Source organism: Parabacteroides provencensis, from assembly GCF_900232875.1.
Classification (GTDB): Bacteria; Bacteroidota; Bacteroidia; order Bacteroidales; family Tannerellaceae; genus Parabacteroides; species Parabacteroides chinchillae.
The window spans coordinates 1-19,567 of sequence record NZ_LT960490.1 but is presented as its reverse complement, the minus strand read 5'-3'; the positions used below and the strand labels follow the sequence as shown (position 1 = coordinate 19,567).

Annotated in this window: 20 protein-coding genes; 11 read left to right on the top strand and 9 right to left on the bottom strand. The window is 44.7% G+C overall.

The window, feature by feature from the left end; all coding sequences use genetic code 11:
* Window positions 1-2 precede the first annotated feature (2 nt).
* The 4 genes from pgeF to CTY47_RS11310 all read right to left on the bottom strand — a co-directional run bounded on the left by pgeF (window position 3) and on the right by CTY47_RS11310 (window position 3,211).
* Complete coding sequence (gene pgeF, locus CTY47_RS11325; RefSeq protein ID WP_233202168.1) at window positions 3-818, bottom strand: peptidoglycan editing factor PgeF; 816 nt, start codon at window positions 816-818, stop codon at window positions 3-5.
* A complete protein-coding gene (gene obgE / locus CTY47_RS11320) occupies window positions 799-1,953 on the bottom strand; it encodes a GTPase ObgE (protein WP_099464906.1) in 1,155 nt (384 codons plus the stop codon). The genes pgeF and obgE overlap by 20 nt, the downstream gene beginning before the upstream one ends.
* A gap of 14 nt (window positions 1,954-1,967) precedes the next feature.
* Window positions 1,968-2,537 (bottom strand): adenylate kinase, encoded by a 570-nt coding sequence (locus CTY47_RS11315; RefSeq protein WP_099464905.1) that lies wholly within the window; start codon window positions 2,535-2,537, stop codon window positions 1,968-1,970.
* A gap of 131 nt (window positions 2,538-2,668) precedes the next feature.
* On the bottom strand, window positions 2,669-3,211 hold the full coding sequence (locus tag CTY47_RS11310; RefSeq protein WP_099464904.1) for a phosphoribosyltransferase: 543 nt from the start codon (window positions 3,209-3,211) through the stop codon (window positions 2,669-2,671).
* 123 nt (window positions 3,212-3,334) lie between these two features.
* Between CTY47_RS11310 and CTY47_RS11305 the strand changes: the two genes are divergently transcribed.
* Complete coding sequence (locus CTY47_RS11305; RefSeq protein WP_099464903.1) at window positions 3,335-4,846, top strand: NAD(P)H-hydrate dehydratase; 1,512 nt, start codon at window positions 3,335-3,337, stop codon at window positions 4,844-4,846.
* Between the two features lie 116 nt (window positions 4,847-4,962).
* Here the strand turns inward: CTY47_RS11305 and CTY47_RS11300 are convergent, their stop codons facing one another.
* On the bottom strand, window positions 4,963-6,177 hold the full coding sequence (locus CTY47_RS11300; RefSeq protein ID WP_233202167.1) for a 6-bladed beta-propeller: 1,215 nt from the start codon (window positions 6,175-6,177) through the stop codon (window positions 4,963-4,965).
* 368 nt (window positions 6,178-6,545) lie between these two features.
* On the opposite strand from CTY47_RS11300, the gene CTY47_RS11295 reads away from it, so the two are divergent.
* From CTY47_RS11295 to bioD, 9 genes are all read left to right on the top strand, one after another.
* The gene (locus CTY47_RS11295; protein ID WP_099464901.1) at window positions 6,546-7,613 is read left to right on the top strand and encodes a DUF4831 family protein; all 1,068 of its coding nucleotides are present in this window, start codon (window positions 6,546-6,548) and stop codon (window positions 7,611-7,613) included.
* A 28-nt stretch (window positions 7,614-7,641) separates the two neighbouring features.
* Complete coding sequence (locus CTY47_RS11290) at window positions 7,642-9,300, top strand: peptide MFS transporter (RefSeq protein ID WP_099464900.1); 1,659 nt, start codon at window positions 7,642-7,644, stop codon at window positions 9,298-9,300.
* A gap of 8 nt (window positions 9,301-9,308) precedes the next feature.
* On the top strand, window positions 9,309-9,743 hold the full coding sequence (locus tag CTY47_RS11285; protein WP_099464899.1) for a hypothetical protein: 435 nt from the start codon (window positions 9,309-9,311) through the stop codon (window positions 9,741-9,743).
* Window positions 9,740-10,723: a biotin synthase BioB gene (bioB, locus tag CTY47_RS11280; RefSeq protein ID WP_099464898.1), complete on the top strand. Its 984-nt coding sequence runs from the start codon at window positions 9,740-9,742 to the stop codon at window positions 10,721-10,723. The genes CTY47_RS11285 and bioB overlap by 4 nt, the downstream gene beginning before the upstream one ends.
* A complete protein-coding gene (gene bioA / locus CTY47_RS11275) occupies window positions 10,720-11,994 on the top strand; it encodes an adenosylmethionine--8-amino-7-oxononanoate transaminase (protein WP_099464897.1) in 1,275 nt (424 codons plus the stop codon). Before bioB ends, bioA begins: the two co-directional genes overlap by 4 nt.
* Window positions 11,995-12,907: 913 nt before the next feature.
* Window positions 12,908-14,059: an 8-amino-7-oxononanoate synthase gene (locus CTY47_RS11265; RefSeq protein ID WP_099464896.1), complete on the top strand. Its 1,152-nt coding sequence runs from the start codon at window positions 12,908-12,910 to the stop codon at window positions 14,057-14,059.
* 13 nt (window positions 14,060-14,072) lie between these two features.
* Window positions 14,073-14,726: a DUF452 family protein gene (locus tag CTY47_RS11260; protein ID WP_099464895.1), complete on the top strand. Its 654-nt coding sequence runs from the start codon at window positions 14,073-14,075 to the stop codon at window positions 14,724-14,726.
* Window positions 14,693-15,469, top strand: coding sequence for a malonyl-ACP O-methyltransferase BioC (gene bioC / locus CTY47_RS11255; RefSeq protein WP_317044075.1), 777 nt, complete (start codon window positions 14,693-14,695; stop codon window positions 15,467-15,469). Before CTY47_RS11260 ends, bioC begins: the two co-directional genes overlap by 34 nt.
* Before the next feature lie 215 nt (window positions 15,470-15,684).
* Window positions 15,685-16,326: a dethiobiotin synthase gene (gene bioD / locus CTY47_RS11250; RefSeq protein WP_099465261.1), complete on the top strand. Its 642-nt coding sequence runs from the start codon at window positions 15,685-15,687 to the stop codon at window positions 16,324-16,326.
* Here the strand turns inward: bioD and CTY47_RS11245 are convergent.
* Genes CTY47_RS11245 through CTY47_RS11230 form a run of 4 tightly spaced genes read right to left on the bottom strand, consistent with a single transcriptional unit; the run spans window position 16,323 to window position 18,754 of the window.
* Window positions 16,323-17,231 carry an outer membrane beta-barrel protein gene (locus tag CTY47_RS11245; RefSeq protein WP_099465260.1) on the bottom strand — a complete coding sequence of 303 codons (909 nt, stop codon included), beginning with the start codon at window positions 17,229-17,231 and terminating at the stop codon, window positions 16,323-16,325. The genes bioD and CTY47_RS11245 overlap by 4 nt on opposite strands.
* A 20-nt stretch (window positions 17,232-17,251) precedes the next feature.
* The gene (locus tag CTY47_RS11240) at window positions 17,252-17,722 is read right to left on the bottom strand and encodes a hypothetical protein (RefSeq protein ID WP_099464894.1); all 471 of its coding nucleotides are present in this window, start codon (window positions 17,720-17,722) and stop codon (window positions 17,252-17,254) included.
* A gap of 14 nt (window positions 17,723-17,736) precedes the next feature.
* On the bottom strand, window positions 17,737-18,246 hold the full coding sequence (locus tag CTY47_RS11235; RefSeq protein WP_099465259.1) for a hypothetical protein: 510 nt from the start codon (window positions 18,244-18,246) through the stop codon (window positions 17,737-17,739).
* Window positions 18,247-18,250: 4 nt separating this feature from the next.
* Window positions 18,251-18,754, bottom strand: coding sequence for an RNA polymerase sigma factor (locus CTY47_RS11230; protein WP_099464893.1), 504 nt, complete (start codon window positions 18,752-18,754; stop codon window positions 18,251-18,253).
* A gap of 126 nt (window positions 18,755-18,880) precedes the next feature.
* Here CTY47_RS11230 and CTY47_RS11225 point away from each other — a divergent pair, with 126 nt between their 5' ends.
* On the top strand, window positions 18,881-19,165 hold the full coding sequence (locus CTY47_RS11225) for a hypothetical protein (RefSeq protein WP_099464892.1): 285 nt from the start codon (window positions 18,881-18,883) through the stop codon (window positions 19,163-19,165).
* The last annotated feature ends 402 nt before the right edge of the window (window positions 19,166-19,567 follow it).

Here is a 19,567-nt window from a genome sequence, read left to right as displayed (position 1 = left end):
TATCAGTCTTTAATCATTATTCCGGATAATATCCTGCCACTCTTTATTCCCAGTCGGCGAGCAGAAAAAAAATCATTATAATGCGTATATGTACATATTCCGGCGACCTCGATCTGAGAAGAAGGAATGCCTGCGTCCAACAACTGCATACGATTTGCTTCCCACAAGTCAATATGGGCTTTACCTGTTATCGGATTTCTATAAGCAATACGTTCCACGTCCACACCCGATTGTATAAAAGCATCCAATACTTCATCGCCTACTTCAAACGATTCTTTGCCAATAGAAGGTGCGATACCTGCAAAAACAGACAATGGATTACAACCATATTCATCAACTAACACAGACACCGTTTTCGCCACAATCTGTCGTACCGTTCCACGCCAACCGGCATGAACTGCCGCCACAACCTTCTTATCTGCTGCATAAAGTAAAACAGGCACACAATCAGCCGTAGAGACAGCAACGCATATACCGGCCACATCAGTAACCAAAGCATCCGCTCCGTCTAAAAAAGCAGTTTGTTCTTTTTCGGGAAGAGATAAGAAAGATTCATCCAATGAGCATATTTCACATCCATGAACCTGATGCGGAAAAAAAATACATTCGGAAGAAATTCCAATTCCTTTCGAGAGAGATTCCAAATTCATCCGAACGGAACCCAAATCATCACCAGAGTACATTCCCGGATTCATCGTTGCATAATTACCCTTACTCACGCCTCCGTGCCGGGTCGTAACAAAATGAAAAGTGTTGCAGAACCCGCTTAATCCGGAAAACTGCAACACTTTCAATGTATCATTTTTCAGTATCTTCATCTTTGTCCCAATCATAGTCCTCATAATCTTCCTCGGGATCGTCGTCATCTTCGGGAAAAACATAATCATCGTCGTCATCATCCAGAAGTATTGCATTTACATCAATATTCTTATGAACTATACGTTCTACATCATGGAAGTTTTCTTTGTTCAACTCTTTCCACAATATATCTTTCAATTCTGTAATACCCATTCCCGTAACAGAAGAAATGAACACATGGGGAATACCTTCCGGTAAATCGGCAGAAAGTGCCTCTATCAGCTCATCGTCCAGCATATCACTTTTAGTAATAGCCAGCACGCGGCGTTTATCCAATAGTTCAGGATTGTATTTTACCAGTTCGTTATGAAGTATTTCATACTCTTTCTTTATATCGTCAGCATCCGCAGGAACCATAAACAGAAGTAATGAATTACGTTCTATATGACGAAGGAAACGCAACCCCAAGCCTTTGCCTTCACTGGCACCTTCTATAATACCGGGAATATCTGCCATTACAAACGAACGGTTATCACGATAACTTACAATACCCAAATTAGGTTCCAGTGTTGTAAAAGGATAGTTTGCAATTTTGGGTTTTGCTGCCGAAACGACAGAAAGCAAAGTTGATTTACCTGCGTTCGGGAACCCAACCAAACCAACATCAGCCAACAGTTTTAACTGAAGAATTATTTTTCTCTCCTGAGCCGGTTCACCTGGTTGCGCATAACGGGGAGCCTGATTGGTAGAAGTCTTGAAATGGCAATTACCTAATCCGCCACGTCCGCCTTTCAGCAGCATAACCTCCTGACCGTCTTCTGTCACATCGCAGATAAACTCTCCGGTATCGGCATCATAAACAACAGTTCCACAAGGGACTTCGATGGTACGATCTTCGCCATCCTTGCCATAACTGCGTTTTGCACTCCCACCTTCACCGTTTGTCGCCATTATATGACGTTCAAACTTCAAGTGCAGCAGCGTCCAGTAATTCCGGTTTCCACGAAGATACACATGACCTCCTCGCCCTCCGTCGCCTCCGTCGGGACCTCCTTTCGGAATATATTTCTCGCGACGAAAGTGGGAAGATCCTCTTCCACCCTTTCCCGAGCGGCAATAGATCTTTACATAATCTACAAAGTTTGATTCAGCCATAATATTTTTATTTATTATATGTTCTTTACAGCATCTTTGATACGTCCGAATATTTCTTCGATCGTACCCATACCGTGGATAGCAACATGCTTACCTTCTCCGATATAATAATCAGCTAAAGGTGCCGTTTGTTTATGATAAACGTCCAATCTGGACTTAATTGTTTCTAAATTATCATCCGAACGACCCGAAACTTTTCCACGTTCCAGCAAACGGTTAATCAATTCCGGTTCGTCAACTTGCAGGTTCAACATAACAGAGACATCTGTTCCACGTTTGTTCAACATTTCTTTCAATGCTTTTGCCTGTGGAATCGTACGGGGAAAACCATCAAAAATAACACCTTTTGAAGCCTTCTTGCTATCAAGGACTTTTGCCAGCATATCAACAATCAGCTCATCAGGAACCAACTGTCCTTTTTCGATATAACCTTTGGCAACCTTGCCCAGTTCTGTTTCATTCTTCATTTCCGAACGTAACACATCACCGGTAGAAATATGATCCAAACCATATTCTTTAATAATCAACTCGCTCTGTGTCCCCTTTCCTGAACCGGGAGCACCAAAAATGACAATGTTCAACATAAAAAACTTTGTTTTAAATCGACAGTTTACAGTTGACTGCGGCAATTACCAGCCTCTTCCTCCCCTGCAATGCCAACATTTTCTACAATATTATTATTACTCTCTCTTTTTCTATTAATCCACTTATCACCCTACTTATCGACAGCCAGTTTATAGATGTCTCTATATGACCGCCCGGCTTCATCATAATCCAGACCGTGACCTACAATAAAATCATTCGGGATCTCCAATCCTATATAATCCGGTTTCAGGTCACATTTCAAAGCATCCGGTTTAAACAGCATGGTAGCCAGTTTCACACTCGAGGCGCCTTGTTCGCGAAGTTTATTCATCACATGCTGCATCGTATAACCCGTATCGATAATGTCTTCCAAAAGAATCAGAGGGCGATTTTTCACATCCACACGTATCGGCATAATTTCATTTATCGTTCCTGTTGTAGAGGTTCCGCGATAGGAAGAATAACGGGCAAAAGTCAATTCATACGGACCGTTTAAATAACTCATCAGTTCCGAAACAAACATGAAAGCCCCATTCAAAATACCAACAAACAGAGGGTCTGTATCTTTTATATCAGCTTCTATACGTTCTGCCATCCGGCGGATAGCATCTTTTATTTCATTTTCAGAAATAAAGAGTTCAAATTCTTTGTCTTTTAGGCGGATTCTGTCCATATACCGATTAAATTACGAGACGGCAAAGTTATAACTTTTTCGGGGATGCACAAAAAAGAGTAGCAACATAGCAAAGTTTATTATACTTTTGTAAACAGAATAATCACTTGAGATTACATAATTATGATTAAGATTTTTGCAACCGACAAAGTAAAGGAGCTCGATCAATATACAATCCTGAATGAGCCCATCAGTTCCATCGATCTGGTAGAACGTGCAGCTACAGTATTTCTTCATGAATTTTGCCGCCGGTTTTCCAAACAAACACGTATTGTCATATTTGCTGGGCAAGGCAATAATGGTGCCGACGCATTAGCCATAGCCCGTTTGTTGACTGATGAATCATACAAGGTTGAAACTTATTTATTCAACCCTACAGGCATTTTATCGCAGGATTGCGAAATGAACAAACAACGCCTCCGGGATATGGAAGATGCAGACTTTACAGAAGTAATTGCCGATTTTGATCCCCCTACGCTGGAAGAACACGATATAGTTATTGACGGGCTATTCGGTTCGGGACTGAACCGTCCGCTCACCGGAGGGTTTGCAGGAATGGTAGACTATATCAACCACTGCGAAGCAACAGTCGTTTCTATAGACATACCTTCCGGACTATTCGGAGAAGACAACCGGAAAAATGAACCCAAAGCCATCATAAAGGCGGATTACACCTTTACATTCGGCTTTCCGAAACTAGCGTTCTTTTTACCCGAAAATGCCGTATATGTTGGGAAATGGAAGGTTTTGGACATCGGCCTTCATCCTGACATCATAGAAGAAACCCAGACTCCATTTGTATTGGTTACCGAAGACGATGTAGCCCAGGTATTTACTCCCCGCGAACGATTTTCTCATAAAGGAACGTTCGGACACGCCTTATTAATAGCCGGAAGCAAAGGAAAAATGGGCGCTGCTCTTTTAGCAGCCAGAGCTTGCTTGCGTAGTGGAGTAGGACTACTAACCGTACACATACCCCAACGGGGCGAAACCATATTCCAAACAGCATTTCCGGAAGCAATGCTAAGTTTTGATCCGAATACAGACCGTTTCACAACAATACCGGAAATATCAACATACACGGCTATCGGCATCGGCCCGGGATTAGGACAGCACATGGAATCAGGAGCTGCAATGGAGCGTTTATTACAATCTACTGAAAAACCAATGGTCTTGGATGCGGACGCACTGAACCTGTTAGCTTCCAACAAAGACTTACTGGAACGTATCCCTGCCCGCAGCATTCTGACACCTCACCCTAAAGAGTTCGACCGCATGGCAGGAGAAAGCTGTTGTTCATACGAGCGTCTGCTAAAAGCAAAAACATTCGCTATCGATCACAAACTCTGCATTGTTCTGAAAGGAGCATATACGGCGACATGTACCCCGGAAGGAAACATATATTTCAACAATAGTGGAAATCCAGGTATGGCAACTGCCGGCAGCGGAGATGTCTTAACCGGAATTATCTTAGGTTTATTAGCTCAAGGCTTTGAACCGGAAACAGCCGCCGTAACAGGCGTATTCTTGCACGGAACGGCCGGAGATCTGGCAACAGCCTACCGTTCGGAAGAAAGCATGATTGCCGGAGACATTACCGACATGTTAGGAAAAGCCTTTAAGCAATTGAGATAACAATACAAATTCAATACAAAGCTAGTATTAACAGGCAACAACTCCATTTTGCATACTGTTAATGCTAGCTTTACATAAAAATTACCTACATCTACACCCAAATTGATCATAGTCTCTTATTTTTTCAATTTCATCATCACAATGACAGGATTGTCCTCTGAAGTAATTTCACCTAAACCATCAATATATATTTCATCCGCATTTCTATTATAAAAATAAGAACTAGGTATCACAATATCAACCAAATAATCATCATACCAAACCTCATGGGCACAATCAAAAAAATAAGAACTAATATATACATTTTCAGGAAAATCAGTTATATCATTTTTTATTTGCTTCACGTGATAGACTTTATTATCTTCCTTTAATCTTATATACATCCTATAATCTTGCTCCCGATACATTCTTGCGTCTCCAGTTTCTTTAAAATAATAAGAAAAAGACATAATATCCGAATTGTTTATATTAAGAACCGGAAAAGATGCCAATCCGTCCAACTGTCTAATATATTCAATCTGTTTTCCCAATGGCTCCAACCCTACTGAATTATCCATGCCATATTTGCCAAAATCTACTGTAATAGCAGGAGACACTTCCGTCGTATCCAATTTATAAAATGTATTATCATACATAAATGAAACAAACAGTTCATCTTTATCATTCCTAGCAAAGCTTTCTATGTTCGCACAAAATGAAGAGCCATTAGTTTCTATTGCCTTATCAAAAAACACCTTCTTGTTCCTCTCACGGTCAAGAATTACTAAATTTGCATTTACCTTTTTTCCATTTATTACATCATCAAGATGTTGTGGAGAAAAATAATAAATTCCATCTTTTTCTTTACACGAATTACATCTGACATGAGGGAAAGGATGCGATTCTAATAAATCAAATGATATATTTGAATATTTTAATTTCATATCTTCTTTTCCTCCATAATCAATCAATTCTATATATTCTTCATTTTCATCGATAAACACAGGCCCCATAAATCGATATTCACCAGGTCCTTCTCCTCGTTTATTTAGCTTCGTTACAAATTTGCCCGTTTTATCAAAAAGGAAGATCATCTGTTGAGTAATATCAATCGCATAAATATATTGTTCCCGAATAACGATCTCCCTGATTCTCCCCATAAAATCGTCAGAATCCGTTTGTAATCGTATACATTTCACTGAATCCACAAACTCGGATAAATTAACACTTTTCTCTGCTTCATAAGGATTTACAGATATAATCTCCTGAGCACTTTCATTTACCATCTTCCTTTTGCAACCGCAAAGAACAGTTATAACAATAACACTTATCAGAATTTTTTCCACACTCATAATACACACCATAAATACATTTTACAATGTAATTAAACTTAAAACATGATTTTACACATAATGATACATAAATAATATAATAAAACAAAAAAATCTGTCCAAAATTTATTCAATTATCTCTCCTTCTTTCTCTCTCAACTCATAGTTATAACTTTCCTGAATCATAACTATGAATTTAAACAACCATAACTATGAGTTGGGAGAAGAATCCAGACTGTTCTAAAACGATCTCGGAATGAAGTCAAATGATCATGATGATTTGTAAAAAAGCGCCATTATAATAAGTAAGAACTCTGTTTGCGCTTGTCAACACCGAAAATATTTCCTAGTTTTGTGCAATCATTCACAGACTTAAATAGATTTGGAATATGAAGAATCTTATCATTATAGCAAGTTTACTGCTTACCGTGCCAGGAATGGCACAAACAAAAGTGATAAAGAAAAACGCCGTCAAAGCCAATAATTTCGGTATCACTTATTCATTACCTAAAACCTCATTGGTTGTAGATGCAGAAGTAACCAAAGTAACCTGCAAGGCCGGACCTTATTACAAATATGCAGAAAAGTATCTGGGCGTAAAGGACGCTGTAACCGAAGACAAAGTATATTATGAGCTAGGCAAAATAAGCCTTATCAACAAAGGTTTACCCGATGCCGACAACACCTACATTGTTGAGTTTAAGCAAAACACCGTCGCTCCTTACGCTTACCTGACAGAAGACGGCTTGCTCTGTTCTATCAATGCCGAATATACGCCGACCGAATCGGAACTGGACGTAATAAAAAATAAGAAAACCGCATCCCAGAAAGTAGCAGATGCGTCTGTATATTCGGAAGAACTGCTTATGGCTGGTTCTACAGCTAAACAAGCGGAAGTTGCAGCCAAACAAATCTACCGTATACGCGAAAGCCGTATGAATATCCTTACCGGGGAAGCAGATAACCTTCCACCCGACGGTGAAGCTATGAAACTGGTTATCCAGCAACTGGAAGAACAAGAAAAAGCCCTTTCCAACCTGTTTACAGGAATCTTGACAAAAGAAACAGATCATTATGAAGTAAGTATAATACCTAACGACGACCTGGACAAAGAAGTCCTTTTCCGCTTCTCCGATCAATTAGGAATCATAGATGCCGATGATTTGGGAGGTACACCAGTCTACATGAACCTGAAAGCAACCGAACGCGCACCGCTCCTGGACGCTAAAGAAGCAGAAAAGAAAGATAAATCCCTTAAAGGTATCGTTTACAATGTACCGGGAAAAGCCAACGTCGAAATCTTTATGAATAAAAAGCCCCTATTCAAAGGAGAAGTACAAATCACACAATTCGGTAGCCGCGAAGGCCTGGCGCCTGTGATGTTTGAAGATAAAAAAGCACCGGTCAAAATTTATTTCTATCCCGAAACCGGTGCCATTAAACAGATTATTCAATAATTTATAAACCTAATAGTATCTAAAACACATGTTACAAGGACAACCTAAAGGACTATTTGCCCTGGCCTTAGCCAATACTGGCGAACGCTTTGGCTATTACACTATGCTTGCAATTTTCACGCTCTTTTTGCAAGCCAAATTTGGCTATTCGGCAGCCGAAACCTCTACCATTTTCGCCAGCTTTCTGGCTTTCGTTTACTTTACCCCGCTTATAGGTGGTATGCTGGCCGACAAATTCGGCTACGGGAAGATGGTTACCAGCGGTATTATCATCATGTTTGTAGGTTATATGCTGCTCGCTATTCCAACCGGAGCAGAAACAGGAAAAGCATTGATGTTTGGCTCATTGGCACTGATTGCTTGCGGAACAGGTCTTTTCAAAGGGAACCTTCAGGTGATGGTAGGAAACCTTTACGATGCCCCTGAATACAAGAGCAAACGAGACCAGGCTTTCAGTATTTTTTACATGGCTATCAACATAGGTGCAATGTATGCCCCGACTGCAGCAACCAAGATGACAGACTGGATGCTTGCCAAATACAACTTCTTCTACGAATCTCAGATACCTTCGCTGGCTCACCAGTTTTTAAACGGAACCATTTCTGCAGAAAACAAAGAAGTACTTGCCGGGCTTCAAGCAGCACAACATTATACAGGAGATATGGCTTCTTTCTGTAACGCTTATATCGAACGTCTGTCGGAAGCCTATAACTACGGTTTCGGTGTTGCCTGCGTTTCGTTGATTATCTCTATGGCTATTTACATGGCTTTCCGCTCTACATTCAAACATGCAGATGTAAATACAAAACAGGCTCAGGCTGCTACAACGACCAATACACATCAGGAAGAATTATCACCTGCCGAGACAAAACAACGTATCGTTGCTCTGTTGCTGGTATTTGCCGTTGTATTATTCTTCTGGATGGCATTCCATCAGAACGGTTTGACAATGACATTCTTCGCACGCGACTATACGGCCAATCAGGCTACCGGTCTGGATCGTTTAGGATTCGACGTGCTGAACCTTACCTTCCTGGTAGTAGCCATTTACGGTGCGTTCTCTATATTCCAATCACAAAAGAAACTGATCTCTATCATCGTAACGGTAGTTGCATTGGTAGCTTTAGGTATCAACTACATGTCGATGCCGGAAACAATGACAATTCTGCCTCAGCAGTTCCAACAATTTAACCCTTTCTTTGTTGTCGCTTTAACCCCCGTATCGCTTGCGATATTCGGCTATCTGGCCAACAAGAAGAAAGAGCCCTCCGCACCCCGTAAGATCGGAACAGGTATGTTGATTGCCGCTTGCGGTTTCTTAATCCTGGCAATCGGTTCTATGGGCTTACCTACGCCGGATGCTTTAGCTGCAGATAGCAAATTACAGGTATTGGTTTCTCCCAACTGGTTAATCTCGACCTACCTGGTACTGACATTTGCAGAGTTATTGCTCTCGCCGATGGGTATCTCCTTCGTGTCCAAAGTAGCACCTCCTAAATATAAAGGTGCCATGATGGGCGGTTGGTTCGTGGCAACCGCCATTGGCAACTACATGGTTGCCATCATCGGTTACCTGTGGGGAGGTATGGAATTATGGATGGTATGGAGCGTACTTATCGTTCTGTGCTTACTGTCCGCACTCTTTATGTTCTCTATCATGAAGAAACTGGAAAAAGTAGCTAAATAAAAAAGAGAATGAACCTGTCAACTGTCAGCAATCAACTGCCAACCAACGGCACTTTCCGTTTCAGACGATGGAGCCGTAAAGGATATGCCGTATTCTTTAGTCTGGGGCGGGCAGTTACAATCGGACAGTTGTCGGCAAGCGTATCAGACCGGTTTCTGGCAAAGAATACATCCCAGCATTCCGTTGCCGACCTTTTTGAAAATAGTTGCCAGGGAAAAGACGACAGCATCAGCATCCAAAACGAATGGGTTGCCGAGGAAATTACAGGTCTTCCGCAAGCTATTGTAAACTGCTTGCTGTCAACAGAAATACTATTAGCCAATGCTGCGCTAACAGTATGCAATAAACAAAACAATATTCACTATTCCAATATAACGGAAGGCAGCCGGCACAACGCCGGTTACCTTCCGTTTTTTTATACCTATAATCCAACAAACATATGACAATCGAATCACTGAAACAACACGTACTGGACGGTCATCTGCTCAATGAAAAGGAAGCACTCTTCCTAGCGTCCTCTCCCGACAAAGAGGCGTTATACGAAGCCGCCCGTCAGATCACCCGCCACTTTATGGGCAATAAGTTCGACACCTGTTCCATCGTTAACGCCAAAAGCGGCAACTGTAGCGAAGACTGCAAATGGTGCGCTCAGTCGGGACACTATAAAACAGAGGTGACACTCTACCCCTTGCTGCCGGCAGAAGAATGCGTCCGCCACGCTGTCCATAACCGCCAACAAGGTATCGGACGCTTTGCCCTCGTAACCAGCGGAAAGCGTGTAAGTGACAAAGAGATGGAAACGATTACCGATACCATCCGCCAGATTAAGCAACAGAGCGACATCAAATGTTGCGCTTCCATGGGACTACTCACCCATAATCAACTACAAAAGCTGTACGACAGCGGTGTAGAGAACTACCACTGCAACATCGAAACGGCTCCCTCCTACTTTCGCAAGCTCTGTACCACCCATACTACAGAACAAAAGATGGAGACCATACGGGCTGCACGCCAGATAGGCTTCCGCATCTGCTCCGGCGGCATTATCGGTATGGGAGAAACAATGGAGCAGCGTATCGAGATGGCGCTCTTCCTCCAACAGGAAGGTATCCTTTCCATCCCTCTCAACATGCTTCAACCCATTCCCGGCACACCATTAGGCGAAACACCACGGCTCAGTGAAGACGAGTTCCTCACAACCATTGCCCTTTTTCGTTTCATCAATCCGAATGCCTACCTGCGTTTCTCCGGCGGACGTGCATTACTGAGCGAAGCCACTCAACGCAAAGCCCTTCGCATAGGCATCAACTCCGCCATCATTGGCGACCTGTTAACTACCATCGGCAGTAAAGTAGAAGCAGATAAAGTACTATTCACTTCCGAAGGCTATTCACTCACCGAAAACACAGACTGGGCACAATGACAACACAAGAACTACTACAATACGACCGCGATCATATCTGGCACCCTTACACATCTACAATCGATCCGCTGCCCGTTTATCCGGTAGCCGGAGCCGAAGGGGTAACTATTACGCTAGCCGACGGGAGGCAGCTTATTGATGGCATGTCTTCGTGGTGGGCAGCTGTGCATGGCTACAACCATCCCGTACTGAACGCCGCCGCCGAAAAGCAATTAAAGAAGATGAGCCACATCATGTTTGGCGGCTTCACCCACGAGCCTGCCGTTGAACTGGCCTCGCTACTGCTCCCTTTGTTACCGCCTTCAATGGATAAAATATTCTTTGCCGACAGCGGATCGGTAGCCGTAGAAGTAGCCATGAAGATGGCTATACAGTACTGGCAGTCACAAAACAAAGTGGCAAAGAGTAAGTTTGCCACCATTCGTAGCGGCTACCACGGCGACACATGGCATGCCATGTCCGTATGCGATCCCGTCACCGGTATGCACGGTATCTTCTCAGGCAGTCTGCCCATACAATACTTTTTGCCACAACCTCCGGTTAAATACGAGGATGAATGGAACGAAGAAGCCATGTCTCCACTGAAAGACCTGCTCGAAAAGCACGCCGGAGAAATAGCCGCCCTTATCCTCGAACCCATCGTGCAAGGCGCCGGAGGCATGTACTTCTATTCGCCTGCTTTCCTTGTCCGTGCCCGCGAATTGTGTAATCAATATAATGTATTGCTGATCTTCGACGAGATAGCCACTGGCTTTGGCCGTACCGGAAAGCTTTTTGCCTGGGAACATGCCGGCGTGGAGCCTGACATTATGTGTATTGGCAAGGCATTGACAGGTGGCTATCTGACACTTTCTGCTACTATAACCACCCAATCCATAGCTGATACGATCTGTAGCGGTGAAGCAGGCTGCTTCATGCATGGTCCTACCTTTATGGGTAATCCGCTGGCATGCGCTATAGCCTGCGCTTCCGTGCGTCTTCTGTTGGAAAGCGGATGGAAAGAAAAAGTAGATGCCATAGAAGCACAACTATGTCGCGAGCTTGCCCCGGCTACCGGTCTGGACACTGTGCGTGAAGTGCGTGTATTAGGTGCTATTGGTGTAATCGAAATGAAAGACCCTGTAAACATGGCTGTCCTTCAAAAACGTTTTGTAGACGAAGGTATCTGGGTACGTCCTTTTGGAAAATTGGTTTACCTGATGCCTCCCTTTATCATCCGTCCCGAAGAGTTGAGACGGCTTACTTCTGGGGTTATTAAGTCCCTGAAGTAACCTTTCAGAATTGTTATGTCACTTTTGGCTTGACCCAAAAGTAACCAAAAGGTCAAGGCTACTGTCGGTTTGCTGCTTCGTGCCTTTCATTCGCTGAACCGTCCGAACTCGCTTCGCTCAAACAGCGGACGCTTCGGGCGCTCATTCAAGGCACTGCGCTACGCTCACCGACAGAGGCCGGAAGCAAGGGAGCAACGCTCCCTCTAAGGATGGCCGATATCGATAGCTTTGAAAGTTACTGTTGTTGATAGCTTAAAAGGTTACTCTATTGGTTTTAATGCTTCCGTCGGGTATTGATTGAAGATGGCTTTAGCCTAAGCTCAATTGCCGTCGGTTGAAACCGACGGAGGCAGTAGATTCTCCTCTTTCAAGGGCTTTAGCCCAATTGAGAAGGATTGTTAAAAGGAGATTTCCGGAAAGAAATTTGGCTAAAGCCAATGAAAATAGATATTCCTTTAGTCCGTCGGTTTCAACCGACGGCAATTGAGCTTAGGCTAAAGCCATATCGAAGAAAGATAACTGAAGAAAGGTAACCGGAGAGAGGTAACCGAAAAAGACATATTGAAAACAAGCTCGTCAAGCGCAAAAAGCAGGCACAAGCCAAGCGCAGGCTCAAAAGTAGCACAGGCGCAGGCTTAAGCACAAGCGCAGGCCGTATCGGCCATCCCAAAAGAAAGCTGCGCTTTCTTTTTAGCGGCATCAGCGGCCGGGCGTTAAACGCAGGTAAAAGACGCAGCGAAGAAACCAGCGGCTGTCTGAGCGTAGCGAGTTCCGCTGGTTAAGCGAAGTCTTTTGCCGGAGTAGCCCGGACGGTGCAGCCTTGACCTTTTGGTTACTTTTGGGTCAAGCCAAAAGTAACATAGAAACAGCTTGCTCAGCAAGCAAAAGATATAGAACAGAAATAAAGCGCAATATGAAAGATTACAACAAATCAATCAACGATTTGAAGGCAAGCGGTTCCCTACGCCGGCTGCCGGAAGTAAAACACGAAGGAAAATACATTCTGAAAGAGGGACAACGTATGTTGAACCTCTCGTCAAACGACTACTTGGGACTGGCATCACGTTCAGACCTTCGCAATGACTTCCTGGACAAGCTAAAGGCGACAAAGCTACCTTTATCGTCCACTTCATCGCGACTGCTAACGGGCAACTACACTATCTACACAGATATGGAAACCGATATGGCAAAACGTTTCGGACGCGAGGCCTGCCTGCTGTTTAACAGCGGCTACCATGCTAACACCGGAATCTTACCCGCCCTGGCAGACAAGCAAACGCTGATTGTTGCAGACAAGCTCGTTCACGCCAGCATTATAGACGGTATCTTACTAAGCGGTGCTCCTTTCCAACGTTACAAGCATAACGATTATGCACATCTGGAAAGGCTACTGGCAAAAGAATCACCGGCATACGAACAGGTTATAGTCGTAACGGAAAGCATATTCAGTATGGATGGCGACACGGCAGACCTCAACCGGTTGGTTGAACTGAAAAAGGCATTTCCAAACATCATCCTCTATGTAGACGAAGCCCATGCCATAGGTGTCCGCGGAACTACCGGACTGGGACTTGCCGAGGAACAAAATTGTATTCAGGACATCGACCTGCTGGTAGGCACCTTTGGCAAGGCACTTGCCTCGATGGGCGCTTACCTGCTATGTAGCAACGTGATTCGCGAATACCTGGTAAACACCATGCGACCGCTCATATTCAGCACTGCCCTCCCGCCGGCACAAATAGCCTGGACGAAGTACATCTTCGACCTGCTACCATCCTTCGCTACAGAACGGAAGCAATTACATAAGGTAAGCAGCTTGCTACGTGAAAAGCTGAAAGGTTCAGGAGGAGAAATCAGCGCCAGCCATATCATCCCATACATAGTTGGAGAGAACAGCGATTGCATACTAAAGGCAGAAGAATTGCAACGCAAAGGTTTTTATTCTCTGCCCGTCCGTCCGCCAACAGTACCAAAGGGGACGGCGCGTATCCGTTTCTCGCTCACCGCTGCCATAGAAACGCAAGCTATAGACCAACTAACCTCTATAATCCACAACATCTCTTAAACAAACAGGAGCCATGGAAATAAAGAAAACAAGAAATAACGGAGCAACCAAACTTCTCCTTTGCTTTGCAGGCTGGTCTGCCACCCCCGAAGCCTTCGGCCATCTGGAAGCCGGAGAAGATACGGACGTATGGATTTGTTACGACTATCGCGACCTGTCTTTTACCGGAGAATTAGACCGTTACCGGCAAATCGATCTGGTAGCCTGGTCGCTGGGGGTTTGGGTAGCTGCAAATGTAATAAGCCCGGAAACAGTTTTGCACTCTGCCACAGCTATCAACGGCACAGGGCTTCCTATAGACGATACATACGGTATTCCCACCGCCATTTTCCGCGGTACTTTAGAGAATGTGAATGACGAAGGAATGAACCGTTTCAACCGCCGTATGTGCGGCAGCCGCGAATTACTGGCAACATACCAGCATTTCCCAGCACGTCCGGCAACTGAGTTAAAAGAAGAATTACTTAACCTCTATAACAACATAAGCAGAGACAATCACCCCGGCGGAATAGATTGGACTAAAGTCTTTGTCTCTACCCACGACATGATATTCCCTACCGGCAACCAACGCAATTACTGGCAGGGGCTATGTCCTTTCACCGAGATTGACGCCCCGCATTATCCTTTTAAAGTATGGAAACAATGGAAAGAGATAACCGACCGATAGAACCGGCATGCATCCGGCGACGCTTCACCCGCGCACTGAACAGCTACGACCGGCATGCGGTAGCCCAACAACGAATCAGCGCCGAAGCAGCAAAGATACTGTCCCTCCATCTGCAACCGTTCGGACGTTGCCTCGAAATAGGATGCGGCACAGGAGGCTTTACCCGCCACCTGCAACGAATGCTGCCCAACGCAGACTGGGTACTGAATGATTTATGCGGAGAGTCGCTGGCTATCGCCGCCACACACTGCAACCATTCTCCGCAATCCATAATTGGAGATGCCGAAAACACAGAGCTTGGCACCGGTTACGATCTGATAGCATCCACCTCCGCCTTTCAATGGTTCCACGATCCGCAGAATTTTATTAAGAAACTGGCCGGGATGCAAACAAAGGGCGGAGTATTGCTGTTCAGCACCTTTTCGCCCGGTAATCTGCAAGAAGTAAAAGAGGCGGCAGGCAAAGGCCTATCCTATCCTTCCGGCAAACAGTGGGAAGAATGGCTTGCCGCGTCCTATAATATAGAGGTTTGCCGCGAAGAAGCGATACGGCTTGCCTTTGGCAGTCCTCTCGAAGTACTGCGCCATCTCAAATACACGGGAGTAACAGCAACACACAACGGACAATGGACGCGGGGTATGCAGGAAGACTTCGTCCGCCGCTACAACCGGCAGTTTTCAACGGACAATAACCAGGTAACCCTGACCTATCGCCCACTCTATCTGCTGGCAAAAAGACTATAAAATAATACCTAATGTATCGAAAACAACTAGAACTACCATTGCAAAGTGTTTGGAGTTATAACTCTCGACACTTTGCAAGCATAACTCTCGACACTTTGCAAGCATAACTCTCGACACTTTGCAAGCATAACTCTCGACACTCTGGAGCCATAGCTCCAAACACTTTGCAGAGTTATCATACCAACAAATTTCTACAAACTTAAAAGATAAACATGATGAAAGGAACCGTATTATTCGTATCAGGCATAGACACCAACGTAGGCAAAACCTATGCAACCGGAATCATGGCGCGCCAGATGGCAGCCGAAGGCAAATCGGTCATCACCCAAAAGATGATCCAGACAGGAAACGTAGACGTATCGGAAGACATAGAAATGCACCGCCGTCTGCAAGGCATCCCTTTTACAGAGGAGGATAAAGCCGGGCTAACCTGCCCTTACATCTTTACTTATCCCTGTTCCCCGCACATGGCAGCAGCAAAAGACAACAGAGAAATAGACCCGGACGTTATAACCGCCGCCACCCGCATACTGCAAGAGAAGTATGAATACATCTTGCTTGAAGGCGCCGGCGGACTGATGGTGCCCATCTGTGGCAACACACTTACAATAGATTACATCCGGGAGATGGACTATCCGCTCATCCTTGTCACTTCCGGCAAACTGGGAAGTATCAACCATACCCTGCTCAGCCTGTATACCTGCAAACAATATGGGGTAAAGGTGCACACGCTGGTGTACAACCTTTACCCCCGCACGGATGAGTTGATCGAGCAGAATACACTGGAATATCTGCGCCAATATATGGCGCGAGAGTTTCCGGAAGCCAAAGTGACAGTGCTCGACGCTATCGGTTAAATATGCAGTTGCAAGCCGATCGAGACCGGATAAAGCTCCGGCCCTTTATGCCGTTCAAAGATACCGACCGGCGAATATTTCATATAAAGGCCTATCCAGTCGAAACCGGCTTGCAGCAAGATATCCATCGATACCGGACGCAGGTTCATGCCGCCATCCATCTTCTCCTTATGCTTATCGCCATGTGCATCTTTGTAAACCACCTTGGAGGAAGACATCGTTTTAAATACTCCCACCACACCGGCAGAGAAGAAGTAAAGCGTTTTATTCCTTTGCCGTTTCTGCCATTCGAGCAAAAGTGGGATGGTAATGCTGGTAGTGTTTAATTTACTTGCGCTGTAGACAATTCCGTCAGGAGCCGGAACAAGGGAGGTTACTCCATCGACTTCCTTAAAGTATTCGTTCGAATCCAGACGATAACGGTTCCAACGCATCCCGGCACCGGTCACCACCGCCCAATTGTAGCGAGAGAATGGGAAGCTCCACTCCAGGAAGTTCAGGTTATATTCGAGTGACTTACCGCTTCGTAGCGACACTCCATTGGCGTCATTCACATGTAAGTTGCCGTCGGCAAAATTGCAGAAGCCCATGCCAAAGCCTGCCCAGTGTGCAGAGAAGTTCTTATCCCACGTAGGCACCGGAATGTTCAGAGACTTGATATGCTTGCGGCGTTCATAGCTTTGTCCGTCGCGGTAATGGCCTTCAAACACCATTTCCCGATCAAGCGAATCGCCTTCTTCGGTCAATTCATAGACTCTCACCTTCAGACGGTCGCCATTGTCTTTCACTTCAATTTGCTTGTTCTCTACTATAATAATCGTGTCGGTAGCCGAAGGCTGTAATCCTGTGTTTGCAAAAGCCGGGGCAGACAAACAGGCAGCCAATAAGATTAGTACGCTTTTCATCATGTATATGTTTTATTCGTTTATAAATCTTTTTTGGTGAATAGAAGAGTAATCAGGTCATCGCTGTCCAGTTCCCCTTCTATATAAACCAGAGTAATGACTCCTTTCTTGTTGACTTTGAAAAGTACAAAACGATTCATGTCTTCTTTGTTGCCGGGTAGCTGATAGTAAGCGGAAACCACACCGCCGTCATCGGTTACCTCCTTGATCTTTCGGGCACCTTTCTGATCGGCCTCAAGACAACGGCGAACAAATCTGAGGGCTTCGTCATCCTGTTTGATAGTGATACTCTTATAACGGGTAAGGCCATAGGTTTCGAGCATCTCGTTTGAAAGCTCCACCATAGTGACATTCCTTTTCATACCGTAGCGGGAGAAGACTTCCTGTATCTTTAAATCTTTCTGCATCTCGGCAGCCCGGATATTGGCCGGTTGAAGACTACAAAGCATTGCAACGAAAAGCAATGTGATCAGATATTTAAACTGTTTCATAAGGCAGTATTGTTTTATTCGTCATCACTGAACAGAGAGCCCAGTTCCTGTAATTGATTATTTACTATCTCACGGGGAAAATTATCGCCGTCATCATCCGGGAAATACATCTCGGCCGGGGTTGCCACTTCCTGAAGCGCCTCAATAGCAAAAGCACGCACTTTGTGGATGTCGGTATAACAACGGCCATTTATCACCACATAGTTGTCTGCACAAAAGCGGGGATCCAGCGGATTCAACAAACGCCCGATGCCCAGTACCAGCAGGATACAAGCCGCAATACCCGATACAGCATAGAACACAACCCTGCGGCTCAACGGTCTTTTTGCCACAACAACCCTATGTTGTTCCGCTGACGGCGCAGAATGTTTTGCAATCTCTTCGCCAAAGTAGGCAAAGATAGGTTTGTAAACAGCCAGCCTTTCGGGTACATCGTCCGAAGCGAAGAAGGCACGCAACCGGGCTTCTTCGGCAGCAGATGTTGCACCTTCAAAATATTTATCCAATAATCCGTCTATATCCATATCTTTATCGTTGACCATTCAACATTAAGTATTGTTCTCGTATCTTTTTCCGTGCCCTCGAAAGATTCACGCGGATCGCTTCGGGCTGCGCTCCGGTTATCCCGGCTATTTCAGCAATCTCGTAACCTTCCACGTCTTTCATCCGTATGATAGTTTGCTGCAACGTAGGCAATCCGGCTATCAAGTGTCTGATGCAGGCCACTGCATCCTGTTGCTCCAGCTGTTCTGCGGGATTCATCGTCCCGGAGTCAAGTAACAGATTATCCGGTTCATCCCCCTGGGGTCTACGTGTTCTTAGCCTGTCAAGAGTAAGATTACGGACAATCATCATAACCAGGGCTTCCACATTATCGTATTCATCCAGCCGGCCACGCATATTCCACAATTTGAGAAAAGCCTCTTGCACGATATCTTCGGCATCGTCGGAGTTCTCAACTATTTTCCTCGAGAGGTTAAACATTTTCCCGCGGAGTGGCAATATGGTTATTTTGAATGTCTCTAGTTCCATTTCTGATATTAAGACGACAAAGGAAAGAAAACATAACACAAGACTGAAGTTTTTTATTACGATAGTGGCAAAAAACTTTCACCCGCCTGATTTGTTACTAAATAAAACGACTAAAGAAAAGAATATATGAAGATAAAACTATCAGTGGCATCACTGCTCTTATGCGCTTCGTTTCTGTTTACAGCATGCGGAAACAAACAAGCCAAACCCGGCACGGTACAGGCAATCCATGCCGACGACGTCCCCTCGGTTATCATGGATAACCTCGTTTATTCGCCATACGGCAACTACAAAATAGAATCTATCCAAAAAGAGGAGACAGACAAAGGTCCTGTCTATACCTTCAAGCTGTCACACGACAATAACGACGTTACATTATCTTTCGATAAAGACGGGCAGCTAATAGAATAGCAAGCTGTAGTGGGACACATATTCAGGATACGCAAACAAGCACAGATTTACGCAGATATTTTTCCTTACCGCGCAAGAAATCCCTATCTTTGCCCCCGCAACATTTCATAAACAAGATGAAATACATTCCTTGTATAAGACATATATCTGCGGAACATGTATGTTCCGCAGACCTTCTTCATGAAGAAGGAAATTTTGCAAAAAAAACGTAACCTTTCCTCCACCCCCCTTTTTCACGTAAAAAACAATCAAAACATAGCAGGCTACCCTTGCAACCTGCCGAAAACGTGTGTCCGTACCGCACGGAAAACCTCCGTATACCTACAAAAGTATTACCGACGCACCGGCGGAGGCTCCGTACCCCTACAAAACCATTACCGGAGTAGCTGCAGCCATTTTGTA

Coding starts and splice junctions, on each gene's coding strand:
- pgeF (WP_233202168.1), bottom strand. CDS start 818: ATGAAGATACTGAAAAATGATACATTGAAAGTGTTGCAGTTTTCCGGA.
- obgE (WP_099464906.1), bottom strand. CDS start 1,953: ATGGCTGAATCAAACTTTGTAGATTATGTAAAGATCTATTGCCGCTCG.
- CTY47_RS11315 (WP_099464905.1), bottom strand. CDS start 2,537: ATGTTGAACATTGTCATTTTTGGTGCTCCCGGTTCAGGAAAGGGGACA.
- CTY47_RS11310 (WP_099464904.1), bottom strand. CDS start 3,211: ATGGACAGAATCCGCCTAAAAGACAAAGAATTTGAACTCTTTATTTCT.
- CTY47_RS11305 (WP_099464903.1), top strand. CDS start 3,335: ATGATTAAGATTTTTGCAACCGACAAAGTAAAGGAGCTCGATCAATAT.
- CTY47_RS11300 (WP_233202167.1), bottom strand. CDS start 6,177: ATGAGTGTGGAAAAAATTCTGATAAGTGTTATTGTTATAACTGTTCTT.
- CTY47_RS11295 (WP_099464901.1), top strand. CDS start 6,546: ATGAAGAATCTTATCATTATAGCAAGTTTACTGCTTACCGTGCCAGGA.
- CTY47_RS11290 (WP_099464900.1), top strand. CDS start 7,642: ATGTTACAAGGACAACCTAAAGGACTATTTGCCCTGGCCTTAGCCAAT.
- CTY47_RS11285 (WP_099464899.1), top strand. CDS start 9,309: ATGAACCTGTCAACTGTCAGCAATCAACTGCCAACCAACGGCACTTTC.
- bioB (WP_099464898.1), top strand. CDS start 9,740: ATGACAATCGAATCACTGAAACAACACGTACTGGACGGTCATCTGCTC.
- bioA (WP_099464897.1), top strand. CDS start 10,720: ATGACAACACAAGAACTACTACAATACGACCGCGATCATATCTGGCAC.
- CTY47_RS11265 (WP_099464896.1), top strand. CDS start 12,908: ATGAAAGATTACAACAAATCAATCAACGATTTGAAGGCAAGCGGTTCC.
- CTY47_RS11260 (WP_099464895.1), top strand. CDS start 14,073: ATGGAAATAAAGAAAACAAGAAATAACGGAGCAACCAAACTTCTCCTT.
- bioC (WP_317044075.1), top strand. CDS start 14,693: ATGGAAACAATGGAAAGAGATAACCGACCGATAGAACCGGCATGCATC.
- bioD (WP_099465261.1), top strand. CDS start 15,685: ATGAAAGGAACCGTATTATTCGTATCAGGCATAGACACCAACGTAGGC.
- CTY47_RS11245 (WP_099465260.1), bottom strand. CDS start 17,231: ATGAAAAGCGTACTAATCTTATTGGCTGCCTGTTTGTCTGCCCCGGCT.
- CTY47_RS11240 (WP_099464894.1), bottom strand. CDS start 17,722: ATGAAACAGTTTAAATATCTGATCACATTGCTTTTCGTTGCAATGCTT.
- CTY47_RS11235 (WP_099465259.1), bottom strand. CDS start 18,246: ATGGATATAGACGGATTATTGGATAAATATTTTGAAGGTGCAACATCT.
- CTY47_RS11230 (WP_099464893.1), bottom strand. CDS start 18,754: ATGGAACTAGAGACATTCAAAATAACCATATTGCCACTCCGCGGGAAA.
- CTY47_RS11225 (WP_099464892.1), top strand. CDS start 18,881: ATGAAGATAAAACTATCAGTGGCATCACTGCTCTTATGCGCTTCGTTT.